At 37.1% G+C, this 13,660-nt stretch carries 12 protein-coding genes; 3 read left to right on the top strand and 9 right to left on the bottom strand.

All coding sequences use genetic code 11. From position 1 onward, the window contains the following. Window positions 1–33 precede the first annotated feature (33 nt). The 9 genes from IEZ33_RS05715 to IEZ33_RS05675 all read right to left on the bottom strand — a co-directional run bounded on the left by IEZ33_RS05715 (window position 34) and on the right by IEZ33_RS05675 (window position 8,282). Window positions 34–1,419, bottom strand: a complete 1,386-nt coding sequence (locus IEZ33_RS05715; RefSeq protein WP_191602734.1) for a TolC family protein — start codon at window positions 1,417–1,419, stop codon at window positions 34–36. Beyond that, window positions 1,416–2,771 (bottom strand): putative HlyD family type I secretion protein, encoded by a 1,356-nt coding sequence (locus IEZ33_RS05710; protein ID WP_191602733.1) that lies wholly within the window; start codon window positions 2,769–2,771, stop codon window positions 1,416–1,418. The genes IEZ33_RS05715 and IEZ33_RS05710 overlap by 4 nt, the downstream gene beginning before the upstream one ends. Continuing rightward, window positions 2,755–5,052 carry a peptidase domain-containing ABC transporter gene (locus IEZ33_RS05705; protein ID WP_191602732.1) on the bottom strand — a complete coding sequence of 766 codons (2,298 nt, stop codon included), beginning with the start codon at window positions 5,050–5,052 and terminating at the stop codon, window positions 2,755–2,757. Before IEZ33_RS05705 ends, IEZ33_RS05710 begins: the two co-directional genes overlap by 17 nt. A gap of 505 nt (window positions 5,053–5,557) precedes the next feature. Then, window positions 5,558–5,764 carry a hypothetical protein gene (locus IEZ33_RS05700; RefSeq protein WP_191602731.1) on the bottom strand — a complete coding sequence of 69 codons (207 nt, stop codon included), beginning with the start codon at window positions 5,762–5,764 and terminating at the stop codon, window positions 5,558–5,560. Window positions 5,765–6,036: 272 nt separating this feature from the next. Then, on the bottom strand, window positions 6,037–6,186 hold the full coding sequence (locus IEZ33_RS05695) for a hypothetical protein (RefSeq protein ID WP_191602730.1): 150 nt from the start codon (window positions 6,184–6,186) through the stop codon (window positions 6,037–6,039). Window positions 6,187–6,236: 50 nt separating this feature from the next. Then, the gene (locus tag IEZ33_RS05690; protein ID WP_191602729.1) at window positions 6,237–6,539 is read right to left on the bottom strand and encodes a hypothetical protein; all 303 of its coding nucleotides are present in this window, start codon (window positions 6,537–6,539) and stop codon (window positions 6,237–6,239) included. A gap of 470 nt (window positions 6,540–7,009) precedes the next feature. After that, window positions 7,010–7,273: a hypothetical protein gene (locus tag IEZ33_RS05685; protein ID WP_191602728.1), complete on the bottom strand. Its 264-nt coding sequence runs from the start codon at window positions 7,271–7,273 to the stop codon at window positions 7,010–7,012. Window positions 7,274–7,384: 111 nt separating this feature from the next. Then, window positions 7,385–7,813 (bottom strand): toxin-activating lysine-acyltransferase, encoded by a 429-nt coding sequence (locus IEZ33_RS05680; protein WP_191602727.1) that lies wholly within the window; start codon window positions 7,811–7,813, stop codon window positions 7,385–7,387. A 37-nt stretch (window positions 7,814–7,850) separates the two neighbouring features. Next, window positions 7,851–8,282 (bottom strand): hypothetical protein, encoded by a 432-nt coding sequence (locus tag IEZ33_RS05675; RefSeq protein WP_191602726.1) that lies wholly within the window; start codon window positions 8,280–8,282, stop codon window positions 7,851–7,853. Window positions 8,283–8,469: 187 nt separating this feature from the next. Between IEZ33_RS05675 and IEZ33_RS05670 the strand changes: the two genes are divergently transcribed. The 3 genes from IEZ33_RS05670 (at window position 8,470) to IEZ33_RS05660 (ending at window position 13,658) form a co-directional block, all read left to right on the top strand. After that, the gene (locus IEZ33_RS05670) at window positions 8,470–9,306 is read left to right on the top strand and encodes an aminoglycoside phosphotransferase family protein (protein WP_191602725.1); all 837 of its coding nucleotides are present in this window, start codon (window positions 8,470–8,472) and stop codon (window positions 9,304–9,306) included. Window positions 9,307–9,431: 125 nt separating this feature from the next. Further along, on the top strand, window positions 9,432–12,284 hold the full coding sequence (locus IEZ33_RS05665) for an HD domain-containing phosphohydrolase (protein ID WP_191602724.1): 2,853 nt from the start codon (window positions 9,432–9,434) through the stop codon (window positions 12,282–12,284). A 333-nt stretch (window positions 12,285–12,617) separates the two neighbouring features. Next, complete coding sequence (locus IEZ33_RS05660) at window positions 12,618–13,658, top strand: FHA domain-containing protein (RefSeq protein ID WP_191602723.1); 1,041 nt, start codon at window positions 12,618–12,620, stop codon at window positions 13,656–13,658. Window positions 13,659–13,660: the final 2 nt, after the last annotated feature.

The following is a 13,660-nucleotide window of genomic DNA, read 5'->3' as shown; positions in this document are numbered from 1 at the left end:
CATCCTTGAAATAGTGGCTCTAAATAAACACATTTATAGGGCATTTCTAATATCAAACTGAGTGTAGTAGGACACTAGAATTAACGACTCAATTAAGTTCTTTTGCTTACCTAACCATTCAATTTGTTGATCAATCAACTCCTTTTGCACCTCTTCTAATGAAAAGTAACTGGCCTTACCAACTTGATAACGTCGCCTTTGTTGCTCTAGACCCGTTTTCGCCAACTCGACTTGATTGGCCAATGCACCCACTTGCTTGGCTAGACTTTGACTGTTTTTTACATAGCCATCATATAGCACAGTCATTTTGTGCAAGGCTAATTGCTGTTCCAATTCCGCACTCTCGACTTTGGCTTTCAACGAAGACCGTTGCAGCTGAACACTCTTATTGGTTAATAAATAAGAAAACCGCAACCCAAAAACCTCCTCTTTTTCATTCATGGACGTTTGATAATGCGTCTTTTGAATTTGATAAAAAACATCCAGATTAGCCTTTAAGGCGTCTTCTTCTTTCTGATACGCCAAACTTGACGACTCATACATTAGTCTTAATGCTAAGTAATCAGGATGTTCATCTAACCGCAAAGGAACGCTCGCCGAGTCAATCATTAAGCGAATAAATTCCGTTAAAGAAAAAGGCTGAAGTAACAATGTTTCATTTGACCGTACTTCAAGATAAGCGGCACTTTGAGAAACAGCCAATTGAGAAAATGCACTGTTCACCTCAGCCTCTTGAGTCAGACGTTGAAGACGCGCTTGCTGGCGCTCGTACAGTGTCGCTTTCTCGACTTCATACATTTTTTCGACTAACATTTCGGTCTTCTTTATGCTGGTCAATAAAGCCGATTGAAGAGCCCAATTCTCATAAGCAATTTGATAATCTAAAAAACCAGATAAAGCATCACGATACACATTCAATTTCACTTGGTTTTGCGAATTAATAAATTGCAACCATTGGTTTTCAGCTAATCTCTGCTCAATATGCTGATAACGCACACGGTTATGCTTTAATAAAGGCTGAGTAATGGTCGCTGTCAATTTTTGTGCACTTTGCTGTTTAAATAAAACCTCTTTACCCAGACCTTCACCATTCAATTGGCTTATATTCAGTGTGACCTGTGTACCAATATCCGATACCCACTGGCTCTCAATACCCGCACTGAATTGATGGAAAGACATTTGATCAGCCAAACTACTTGATCGTTGCTCTTCCACTGCGGCAACAGCCGATACACTGGGCTTCCAATACTCTCGACCGATTTGTAAAGCTAAAGATTGACTGGGTTGCTGTATTAACAGTGCTGTTAACCGATGATTTTGCTTAAGATGAAGATCCAGATAGTGCTTTAAATTTAATACTTGTTCAGCGAAGCACTCAACAGAGAAAAACCATAAAACAACGATGACTAAACGATTCATGATGGTTCACTTAGGGCTGTCCGTAGATACTTAGTAAAAGGATCAAAAATATAATTGATTAAACGCCTTTCACCAGCACGAATGTCAACAGTTAAGGCGCTTCCAGGACGTAATAATGTCTCCTTAGAATCGACTCTTAGCGCTTTTATTTCCGAAATTTTCCCTTTCATTCGATAAACCCTTTCACTCGATGACTCGTCAATTTGCGAAGACGCCGCAATAAATGTAATTTCTCCTAAGATATAACCATGATCATCAGGATTGTTCCCTAGGGAGCTAGCTCGAAAAACCATGCCGGGATTCACCCAAATGGCATAACTTGCCGGAATTTGAATATCTATTTCTAAATCTTGTTCAGAGTAGCGTGGTCGTATAGAAAGCAGTGTTGTTGTCTCTGGTATTCGCTCGTTGTCACCTTGAACCATTAAAGCATCAATGGTTCCATCAATCGGCGATGTTACCTTAAGGTCTGTTTTGGTACGTTGCTTTGACGATAACTCAAATTCAATTCGATGAAAGTTATCCAACTGATCGTGTATACGGATCAACCGATCCAATACGTATTCGCTTTGCGCTTGAGTTTGTTGTTTTTCTAACTGTTGAATTTCGGCCTCTAAAGACTGAACCTTATCAAGGTTACTTTCATATTGCGCTTGCAATGACAACACATTGGCTTCAACTTGATCAAGACTGGATAGACTTTCAATACCATCTATATACAAACGCTTTATTCTTTGCCTTTCTTTTTGTTGTAACACTATTCGAGCGCGAATATTGTCCTGTTGGCGCTGACCAGACCGTACTTGCTCGACTAAATTACGCTGACGCTCGTCATTAACCGCTTTAGTATCGAGAAATGGTTTTGACAAATACTCTCCGTAACCTAATTGATTAATAGGATTGGGAATCTTCTCCAAAGAAAGACTCAGTGTTGTCTTTGTCTGAGTATCAATTAATTTTTTTATTTGAAAAAAATCGCTCCATATATTTCTGGATAAATTGTCCTTTTGTTGCTGTAAGCTATTTATTTCAAGGTCAATGAATTCGGTATCGAATTGAATTAATACTTGACCCATGTTGACTAGATCGCCTTCCCTCACAAACATTTTTTCAATAAAACCAGGTTCGGTATTGCGAACGTCAAACAATTCAGATTTGGTGTCAATAATCCCTCGTGCAGGCACAATCTTATCAACCGTGAACAAAAACGCACCTACAGTGGCCACCAAAAAACAAAGTAGAATTATCCATACCATGACTTTCAGATCATTAGGCGTCCTAAAATATTGGCTGTATATAGGGTTATCACTCAAAATATTGAGGGTATGTATCTCTCTAAAACTGTATCGCATGCGCTTGATTCTCTTCCTTAAGTGCCTTACTTAAACATCCTTGTTTAGGTAATGTATTGTTCAGCGCCCTCTTCTCATCTGTTCGGCTAGAGAGAGACGACCACATTTTGCTGTAACTGTTTTCAGTTTGAATCAAATCTTCATGTGTTCCTATTATCTCAACACGACCTTGAGTCATCACAATCAGTTTATCGCAGTAAGATAAGGTATTTAAACGATGGGCAATGATTAATGCCGTTTTGTTTCGGCACGCCTTATAAATCGTCTCTTTTATTCTATCTTCCGTCTGATTATCTAGTGCGCTAGTCGCTTCATCGAACAGCAAAATATCGGCTTGTCTCACCAACGCTCTAGCAATGGCAAGTCTCTGTCTTTGGCCTCCTGATAGATTATCACCGTCCTCTGACAGTTTCGTATACATTTTATGCGGCATAGTGTCGACAAAGTCTTCCGCCCCAGCGCCTTTTAATGCACCTTGAATATCCTCTACAGAAGAGCCCAATCGACCAAGGTGAATGTTTTCAATTACTGAGGCATTAAATAAAAAACTGGTTTGCTGAACTGAAGAAATATGAGATCGCAATAACTCAGGAGTTAGCAAGCTGATATCAAAACCATTAATTTTAATCTTCCCTTTCGTTGGTTTATAAAACCCCATTAGCAAGGCCGCCACTGTGGATTTACCAGAGCCACTGCTTCCAACAATACCCATGATGTCACCTTGGGAGATACAAAAACTGACGCCTTTCAATACATACTTTTCTTCTTTTAGGTCTGTGCTTTCTGATTCTAGCTTAGGATAACAAAACCAAACATCATCAAATTCTATATCACCATTCAAATCGATCTTGTCTGAATACAATGGTCTTTCTGAAGACGTCTGAGTATGCAGTTCATTCAATTTATTATTGGCCAGCTTAAAATTTTCCCAACCGCTTGCGGTCATCACCAAAGCAACCAATGGATTCACCACATTATTTGCCAACATATTAAAAGCAATCAATTGGCCTATGGTCAGTTCATTAGAAAATACAGCTTGTGCACCAAAGAAAATCACCGAAATAGTAATGAGTTGGCTTTGAAAGTTAACCAATGCACTTACAACATTACTTAGTCTTGCAACATTAAAGCCCCCATACAAATTGGTCTCCAAAGAGATATTGGCTCTATTACGAAAATGCGATTCATTCGATAAAGATTTTATGGTTTTCATCCCCTTTAGAGTCTCAATTAAAGTTGATTGAAAACCAGCATCGTAACCATACGCTTGCATCACTCTGTTACGAATTGGCTTAAGTGCAACGCCAATAGTAAACGCCATTAACACTCCAATAATCAGTACTATTCCCGTCAACTTAGCACTGTAAATAAACAAAATAGGCAGCACAATAACCAAAGAGATAACCGAAACAACAGACGCCAAAGCTTGTCGGATTAAAAAGTTAGACGCTTCTTTTACCTGATCCACTAATTTAGTTAAATCGCCAACTTTATGCTGGTCAAAATAAGCAACCTCCATGCCCAATAAACGATTAAAAACGTCTTTCCCTAACCCGTTCTGATATTTAGCAAACAAGACATTTTCTTGAAAATCATGGAAGCATTTAAAAACACTTGATGCGATAGCGGATAATAATAAAAAGGTCGCCACAACATACAACGAACCGGTTGCCGAATAAGGCAATATTTTATCGGTAAAGGTTTGGAAGCCTAGTGGCGTTGCGACACCCAATAACGCCATAAAAACAGCCGAACCAATGATACTTAGAATGGTTTTTTTATGGCGAAAGAAATGATGATAAGTGTAGTTTTGAGGACTTTTGTTTTCTTTTTTTGGTGATGTACAAGCACTTTTTATAACCAAAGCCTGGGCCACTATATTAAAGTCTTTCATCAAATTCGATAGTGTGTCTTGGTGACGGAACACCTCTTGATCGAGATGAAAAAACGTACGTAGAATAAAGTTATCACCTTCTCCCCGACTCAGTAGAAACGTATCACCATTCTTTGATAAAAGAATGATCTGCGCTTCTTTCGGAAGGCCAGACTTAAAAAGAGCACTGAAATCCATCCATTGATAGTCAACGTCATTATATTGCTCCAGCGTTTTCATCACGATAGTAGTCGCAATATGGTTATCAATAATATTGGCAGATAACAACAGACCTAAGCGAGCGTTAATACCAAGATCGCTCAAAGATTGATCTAGTTGGTTAAGAAAATCTTCTTTGACCAATGCAGGAATTCTTCTTGGTACTCTGTTAGCGTAGTGATTAGTCATAGGCGCCTCCATGCGTCCTAGCTGTTGATATTTTACAAAACCCTTAATTTTAGTGAACTACTCAAAATCATTTCTGAATGAGCATATAAACCAAAGAAAACTGTTATGAATAGCAAGTCCTATAAGACCAACGATGCATAAAAACAGATCAACGCCCGAATAAATAAATAAATAAATAAAACTTATTTTCTAGCTCTAGTTATAAAAAATGAAATTAAAACTGAAAGAACAAGAAGATGAATTATGCTTTCTAATTTAATAAACCCATCATAAAAAATAAACAAAAAACATGACTTTATAAAAATCATTACAAGAAAGATAAGAAAAAATAATTTCATAATTACACAATCCAAAAAGCATGGCTTTTACACCATGCTCTTTTATTTTTAATCCTCAAAAGCACCCATGCAGTCATTATAAACTGCATTATAGATATCACCTGATAATGCTTGAGTGGCCAAGCCTGTTGTCGTACCTGCTAATGTCGCTCCTACAGGACCTGCGATTAGTCCGCCGCCAATAGTAGCGACTGTTGTCGCCGATGTTGTAAAACCATAAGCAGCCACGTTCGCAGCGCCAGTGCAAATAGTATCAGGTTCACTCCAAAAACTACCACCACCACCACCACCACCACCACCACCACCACACCAAATGCGATACCGGATAAAAGTGATGAACGTGCATTGCTGGTTTTTTTATAAATACGTGACATAAATAGAACTCCTTTCTACAGTTTTTCACGTTTGAATAGTCAGCTAACATTCATGTATTAGCTGCACTGTTATTAGAAGGAAAAGCCTTCTAAATTGTAATACGTTTATATTATTTAAAATATCGTTTTATTTACATTTTCAAAATCACAGTGATTGGCAGTATAACTTTCGAACCATCTCTATAACATTTTAAATTTTTAATTCTCATATATTTTAAACTAAAACCATAAAATAAATAGATACATTATTAACATATAAAGCCCTCCTTCTATTAATATTTATTTTCAAAATAAATATTAATAGAAGCTATTATTATCAAGATTAACACGATAACAACACCATCAATGAATTCTGGATTCGTTTTACCAAGCCAAAAAGAGGCTAACATACCAGGAATTATAGCTCTTTGAGTTCTAGTCATCTAACATCCTATAAAACACCCTATATCAAATTTAATATAGGGTGTTTTCTCTAGTCACAGTTATTATATTGGATCGCTGTTCCTGCTGCCGAGACTAAACCGGCAGCTAATGATACAGCTTGACCTCCAGGAGTAACACCAGACACAAATGAAACGGTACCTGATACCGCGTTTGTATCACCTAAAGTATCACATGTTGAATCACTCCATGTATTTCCATATTGAGCTTCACGACGAGCTTGAACAGAGCGCCGCGCGCCATTATTACCACCACCGCCTCCACCGCCTCCAAATGCGATACCGGATAAAAGTGATGAACTTGCATTGCTGGTTTTTTTATAAATACGTGACATAAATAGAACTCCTTTCTACAGTTTTTCACGTTTGAATAGTCAGCTAACATTCATGTATTAGCTGCGCTGTTATTAGAAGGAAAAGCCTTCTAAATTTTAATACGTTTATATTATTTAAAATATCGTACTATGTAAATTGACATCTTTTCTAGTCATTAAAAATTGGTTTTAATTATATTACCAACCATCTAAAACAAAACATCTTATTAACAAAATCAAATTATTTTTTTCTGTATTCTGATCCACAACAATAATGACAAACAAATACAACAAGCATTAGTAAAAACTTAAATATCTTATCTAGATCAGATGAGAATATAAAATATGAAGATATAATTAAAATAATTAAAAGTGATACTGTATGTTTTATCATTTTAAGGAGATCTTAGTTTCGAATTATATTTTAGTTGATGTGTTACGCACTTTAAAAGCGTAACACTTCTGTTATAAATATTACTTAAAAATAATATTTAGTCGTCCGTGCAGATATAGGCGGTTCCTGCTGAGATCGCGATTCCAACAGCTTTACCTACTGGATGTGGAGAATAAGTAGACAAAAGAGAGCCTGCCGTAGCTCCTGCCGCACAAGCGGCGGCTTTTTCTTCGCTAGACACTCCGCTCCAACTTCGTTTCGTATAAATACCGCCACCTCCTCCACCACCTCCGCCTCCAAATGCGATACCGGATAAAAGTGATGAACTAGCATTGCTGGTTTTTTTATAAATACGTGACATAAATAGAACTCCTTTCTACAGTTTTTCACGTTTGAATAGTCAGCTAACATTCATGTATTAGCTGCGCGGCTCCTAGAAGGAAAAACCTTCTAAATTTTAGTGCTTTTTTCTTTAAAATATTTTCTTATTCACATTGACGCCTTTCCACTGATATACCTTACGAATTGAGCCATCCATATTTCTACCTAAGCTAAAGGCGGTCTCATTCGGAAAAACATGAGTCCTTAAATCTTTTAGAATCGCCTTAGCATGGCCCCAAGGCGCAATATAATCATGAAACAATAAGAACTCTCCAGATTGCCATTCATCAAACGCTAAAGTCCCTTTATCTTGTAAAATTCTGTTTTTCTGTTTTTCGCCTATCCATGCCCATGAAGCCAAGCCAATAGGGTTTTGGCTCTCATCAAAATAAATTTTCAATTGATTATGTAGTAAAGGAGAGACTATTTCAGAGTCAAGATTTCTTATACTCCATTTCTTATGGTATTCAGACTGAGATAATAACCACACACACATTCCTAGCGACGTTTCAAAATCCATTGATTCACCTTTTATCATCCGATTAATATTATTTACATTACCAAATTTTTCTAACAGATTTTTTTTCTAACGCCAAAACATAGGCTTGCATTGATGGAATTGAGTTTTTCTGACAGTAAAACTTAAGGAATCGATAACAATGTATTGGAGAGGAAAAAGGTGAAATAATATTTTCAAATAATATGACATCATCACTATTACTTTTTATCATAATAGAAGCATCCCAATCACTTAATAAAGTAGAGTAAACGGCCATAAAAGTAGGCTTATTCTCATGATTAAAAAACAAAATGAGTTCTTGGTTTTTAATAGACTTATTGATTAGTTCGAATAGATCCAGCACCATCATTTTAGAATAATCGACATGACAAGATACCAGCATAGAAGACACTCCTAATGCTTGCCAAAAGGAGAGTTCATTTACATCTTTAACAGTAGGTAAAAGCGATTTATGAGTGTTGTACATCATTATCTTTACGTCCTTGTAAATTTAACGTTCAAATAGGTTAATTATTAATCCTATCTCTGTCAATAATAAAAAATAATATCGTTATAACTTTTAAATCACAATCAAAACAATTCTATATTTGACATCTAAAACGAAAAACATTACTTTCTTTTGAAAAAACATAATCTCAAAGGATTGAGGGGCAATCATGATGCATTTTGGTAAAGTCATTGGATCGGGGCATTGCGCAAATGTATATGAATATCGAAAAAATTATGTTTTAAAACTTTTCCATAAACATATAGACCCTAAAGTCGCTCAATATGAATTTGATGCTTCTCACGAAATAAATAAACTGGGTATTCGTACTCCGGCCGTTTATGACCTGGTTAAAGTGGGGTCTCAACAAGGCATTATTTTCCAAAAAATACGTGGGCTCACACTAATTGAAGACGTGTCTAAATCTCCATTTAAATTAATAACACATGTAAAATGTTCCGCCCAACTCTTCGAAAGTGTTCACCAACTTAGCACCATGGGTTTAGCGTCTTTTAAGGAGCAACTAGCCGATAGGATAAATCAAACTATTTTATTAACCCCATCAGAAAAGAAGATGATCATTAATTATTTATCGACTCTAGAAGATGGCAACGACCTCTGCCATGGTGATTTTCATTTTGGAAATATCATGATAGCGGAGAATAATTTGCACATAATTGATTGGGGCGGCGTAGCACGAGGGCCCAAAATAGCCGATTTAACACTGGCTATTATTCAATTCCAAGTTTCCTCGATCGCAAACAACATTCCCCTTTACTTAAAAATAGTCATTATTCTCTTTAGAAAACTGATTATTCACACCTTTATTGAAGCCTATTGTAAAGAAAACCCACATCTCACCACCAAAGAGCTTAAAAGAGAAATTCAACGCTGGCGTTTACCTGTAGCGTCATCGAGATTAATATCTTGTAATTACATTGAAAGAAAATCGCTTCTTAAAATTATTTCAATTGAAATTAAAAAGCAGAAAAACAAGCAAGCTTGATCAGGCACTTGCGTTATAGTTTCCCTAACAAGAATAGAAATGAAATAAATGACTAATTAATCCTTTTAAAAAATATGAAAAGAGAGCTAAGATAATTTAAAAATCTTAGCTCTAAAAGGATTAGCATGAAAAATGCCACAAAAGGTATTAGCGTTCAGTTGTTAGTAAGCTCTGTTATCGTTTTATGCATGTTAATGCTGGCTGTTTTTCTAACGACTCAATCTTTTTTTAGCAATCGAGATGTACTGGTTTCACATGTTGAAGACAGTGCAAAGCATGTGGCTAAAACAATCAACCTTCAATTAGAGCAAGTAACACACCCGATCCAAAACACAATTCAACTGCTTGAGCTTGATCCAATAACCACTCTCGACACACTTGAACAACGATTAGACAGACTGCCTGTGCTCTTTACGGTCTTAAAAAGCTTGCCAATACTGAGCTCAGTGTATGTTGGCTATGAGAACGGTGACTTTTTCTTGTTACGGCATTTGAAGCCTAAAGCAAAAAGCCAGTTAAATGCGCCTTCAAGAGCGTCTTTTTTACTGCAAAGTATTGAAAATAACACCGGCCATTCAACAGCAGAACCTAACTGGTTATTCTATGATGAAAACTTGGTATTAATAGAAACAAGACATCCTAAAGATTATCAATACGACCCAAGATTACGCCCTTGGTTTCAAAAAGCTCAACGCTCAGAAGACATCGTCGTTACAACACCTTATGTGTTTTTCACCACTCAAGAAGCCGGCATAACCGTCGCGTTAAAAAACAACAAAACACGTTCGGTGGTTGGGTTAGACGCCTCAATAAAAGATTTTTCATCCATTATGCAATCTTTACAACCATCGGAACACACTGTTATTGCGCTTACTGACCCTGAGAATAATGTGATTGGCTACCCAATCACCAAGGACTTAATTAAATCAGATAATGATGGCTTAAGACTGGCTAAATTAGATGAACTACAACAACCGGCACTCAGTTTTTTAGCCGATCATAAACAACCCTTTAACACACTTATACGTTTAAACGATAACAATAATACTTGGTTCGGAATAAAAATTGATATTGATAAAAACCAAGCAACGCCTCTGTCTCTCCTCTTTGCAGTAAAAGAAGCAGACTTATTTGAAAAATCCAACCGTCATTTAATCACTCAGATCAAAGTGTCCTTGATTGTCATTCTTGTATTACTCCTCTTTGGCTGGATTCTTGGGCTCCTCATTTCAAGGCCTTTGAAACGTTTAGCTAACGAGGTGAATGCCTTAGGAAATTTCGATTTCAGTCATACTATCGCCGTAAATTCCTTTATTAAAGAAGTAAATACACTGGCGAAATCAACTCAAAAAATGGCGTCTACTATTAGAGAGTTTCAATCTATTTCAAAAGAGTTAGCAAGAGACCCAGATTTAGAAAAAATGTTAGCAAAAGTACTGTCTCATTTGGTATCCATTACAGAATGCAAAGGGGGCGCGGTTTACCTTCGAAGCAAAGAAGCCACTGAATTTGCCTTAACCACCACACATAATACGAGCCTTTTACAGCAGATGATCCGCTGTAAAAGCCTCGAGAATAAAGACATTCAAGATGAATTTAGGCTAATTTTTAACCAAGAAGATAAAGCGTCTCTCTTTATTATCCCGCTGTTAGATCGCCAAGATAAACTGCTTGGCGTATTAGTCTTATTAGACAAAAAACACATGCTACGGGATGATTCCTTTCAGCGTTTTGTGCAGGAAGTATCTGGGGCCGTTGGAACGGCCATAGAAACACGAAACAACATCGAATCTCAAAACACATTTATTGATTCTATTGTAAAACTACTCGCCGATGCTGTAGATGAAAAATCACATCATACGGGTAACCATTGTAAAAGAGTCCCAACACTGGCGGAAATGATGATAAACGCCGCAGAGAAAACAGAAGCAGGCCCTTACAAACGCTTCAAAATGTCCAAACAAGAAAAAAGAGAGTTCCACATAGGCGCATGGCTGCATGATTGTGGCAAAATCATTACCCCGGAACACATAGTAGACAAATCGACAAAATTAGAGGCGCTCTATAATCGTATTCATGAAATACGCACTCGATTCGACGTTCTCTGGAGAGACGCAGAAATAGAGTATTTAAAAGGTCGGTTAGACCATCAGAATGAAGCCCATCTTCTGAAAAAGAAAAACCAAACTCAAGATCAATTAAAACAAGATTTCGAATTTATATCCCAAGCCAATATAGGCAGCGAAAACTTTTCAAAAGATGGCATAGAGCGCCTGAAAACAATCTCACAAAAAACATGGTGGCGTCACTTCGATGCATCGATGGGACTTTCGAGAGCTGAAAAAGAAAGATTACCCATGAACGTTGAACGTTTGCCCGCTTTAGAAAAACTGCTGGATGATAAACCGGAACATCTTATTTTATGGAATGAGAAACGCCCTCCTGTAGAAAAAGACAACCCTAACAATGTCTGGGGGTTTGATATGGAACTGCCTGAATACGAAAATAACTTAGGTGAACTTTATAATCTCTCCGTGAAACATGGCACGCTTACCACCGAACAACGTTTTACGATTAACGACCACAGCGTTCAAACCATTAGAATGCTGTCCACCTTGCCCTTACCAGACGATTTAAAAAGAGTGCCAGATATTGCAGGCAATCACCACGAGCGTGTGGACGGAAAAGGCTACCCAAGACGATTAAAAGCGGGGGAATTAAGCGTTGCTGAGAAAATAATGACGATCGCCGATGTCTTTGAAGCACTCACCTCGGCTGACCGTCCTTATAAAGAAGCCAAAACCCTCTCAGAAAGCTTAGGAATATTAGCCTCTATGGTAAAAAACCAACACATTGATAAAGAAACGTTTTATTTCTTTATTGAATCTGAGGTCTATCTTGACTATGCAAAATCTTACTTGAAACCTCAACAAATTGACTTTATTGATAAACAAAAAATCTTGAAAAAATCAGAATAATCGTCGCAAGTAATGACCAAATACTCATGCTCTAGACTCGTTAAACAACCCTCTATTTAACCATTCCTTGTAACACAATTTCAATAGAATGCCATTACACTAGCGTACACAATTCAACCAAATCAGTATAAAAGCAAAAAATTATTTTTTAATATTAAAAGCGGTAGACAAGCAGGGTTTGATACTAGAAACTAGAAATGATTAGTGCTATATAAAAACATAAACCTGTAGCTAAAGTTAGCGCTGCGTAATAATACGGTGAGATTAGCCTTTTCAACTACGGAAATCCATAATTTTATCGTGTTTAAATAGATATCAAAAGGATCTGTCATTATGCCAAATGTAAAGAGCTTTGAAGCATCATCTCATGCAAATAACACTAGCATGCCATTCTTGGAGTCTTATCACGTATCTAAACGGCCCACCAAAAGTGGCGCTCTGCAATCATCTTCAGGACATAACGTCCACCTACGAACCTATCATACCTTCGGGCGCGCAGATAACTGCCACACTCACCTAACTCGTAGTGATATTTCACGTATCCATGCGATTATCTTTTGGAAAGACAACAGCTGGTTTATTGAAGACAAGAGCACCAATGGCATTTGGGTTAATGAACATAAACTTATAAAGGCACAAATTTATCCGCTGAAAGAGAACGATGTGATTGTGTTTTCTTCAAAGACAGGTGAAAGTTTCACCATGATCAACAGCAACGAGCCCTGCGATATGATGGTGAATATTCAAAAAAATTATTCTCCTATCTATTTACAAAAGCCCATGACCTTCATCTCTGACAAATGCACCATGCATTATAAAAATGATCAATGGCACCTTATTGATAACCAGCACAATCTCTGCCTTCAAGACAGCGAAATAGTCAACATAGAAGGTCGCCCATATTGCTTGCAATATAATCATATAGAATATAAAACAGTTCAAAACAGACCAATCGCTCAATCCTTAGATGATTTGGAGTTTCGTTTAGAGGTATCTGATGACGAAGAAGAAGTTAAGTTATCAATCCATGATTCAATTCAAACCTCTGTCATTGAAGGAACTCGAATTCAGAGCCAACTCTATCTTATGTTATGCCTAGCACGTAAATCCATTGATGATCGATCGCAAGGTTATGCAGAAAACAATCAAGGCTGGATCAATTTAAATGACCTTTCTAAAGAATTAGGCATAGAGCCAGATAATGCTCGCATTAGACTGCATAGATTACGCACTCGCCTAAGAGACAGTATCAGCTTTAGTGGCTTTGATGCATGTCAATTAGTTCAACTCAAGGACGGTGAAGTAAGGCTGAATGCGTCAAAAATAATCATTAAGAAAGGGAATAAACAAGAAGCAAATATAGGTTGCCATTGATA

The organism is Marinomonas algicola, from assembly GCF_014805825.1.
In the GTDB taxonomy this organism is placed as follows: Bacteria; Pseudomonadota; Gammaproteobacteria; order Pseudomonadales; family Marinomonadaceae; genus Marinomonas; species Marinomonas algicola.
Note: the sequence above shows the minus strand (reverse complement) of the source record. Positions and strands in the feature narration are given on the sequence as shown.

Bases quoted from the DNA above. Each gene is read 5' to 3' on its own strand.
- IEZ33_RS05680 (WP_191602727.1), bottom strand. From the start codon at position 7,813: ATGGATTTTGAAACGTCGCTAGGAATGTGTGTGTGGTTATTATCTCAG.
- IEZ33_RS05670 (WP_191602725.1), top strand. From the start codon at position 8,470: ATGATGCATTTTGGTAAAGTCATTGGATCGGGGCATTGCGCAAATGTA.
- IEZ33_RS05700 (WP_191602731.1), bottom strand. From the start codon at position 5,764: ATGTCACGTATTTATAAAAAAACCAGCAATGCACGTTCATCACTTTTA.
- IEZ33_RS05695 (WP_191602730.1), bottom strand. From the start codon at position 6,186: ATGACTAGAACTCAAAGAGCTATAATTCCTGGTATGTTAGCCTCTTTT.
- IEZ33_RS05675 (WP_191602726.1), bottom strand. From the start codon at position 8,282: ATGATGTACAACACTCATAAATCGCTTTTACCTACTGTTAAAGATGTA.
- IEZ33_RS05665 (WP_191602724.1), top strand. From the start codon at position 9,432: ATGAAAAATGCCACAAAAGGTATTAGCGTTCAGTTGTTAGTAAGCTCT.
- IEZ33_RS05710 (WP_191602733.1), bottom strand. From the start codon at position 2,771: ATGCGATACAGTTTTAGAGAGATACATACCCTCAATATTTTGAGTGAT.
- IEZ33_RS05660 (WP_191602723.1), top strand. From the start codon at position 12,618: ATGCCAAATGTAAAGAGCTTTGAAGCATCATCTCATGCAAATAACACT.
- IEZ33_RS05690 (WP_191602729.1), bottom strand. From the start codon at position 6,539: ATGTCACGTATTTATAAAAAAACCAGCAATGCAAGTTCATCACTTTTA.
- IEZ33_RS05715 (WP_191602734.1), bottom strand. From the start codon at position 1,419: ATGAATCGTTTAGTCATCGTTGTTTTATGGTTTTTCTCTGTTGAGTGC.
- IEZ33_RS05685 (WP_191602728.1), bottom strand. From the start codon at position 7,273: ATGTCACGTATTTATAAAAAAACCAGCAATGCTAGTTCATCACTTTTA.
- IEZ33_RS05705 (WP_191602732.1), bottom strand. From the start codon at position 5,052: ATGACTAATCACTACGCTAACAGAGTACCAAGAAGAATTCCTGCATTG.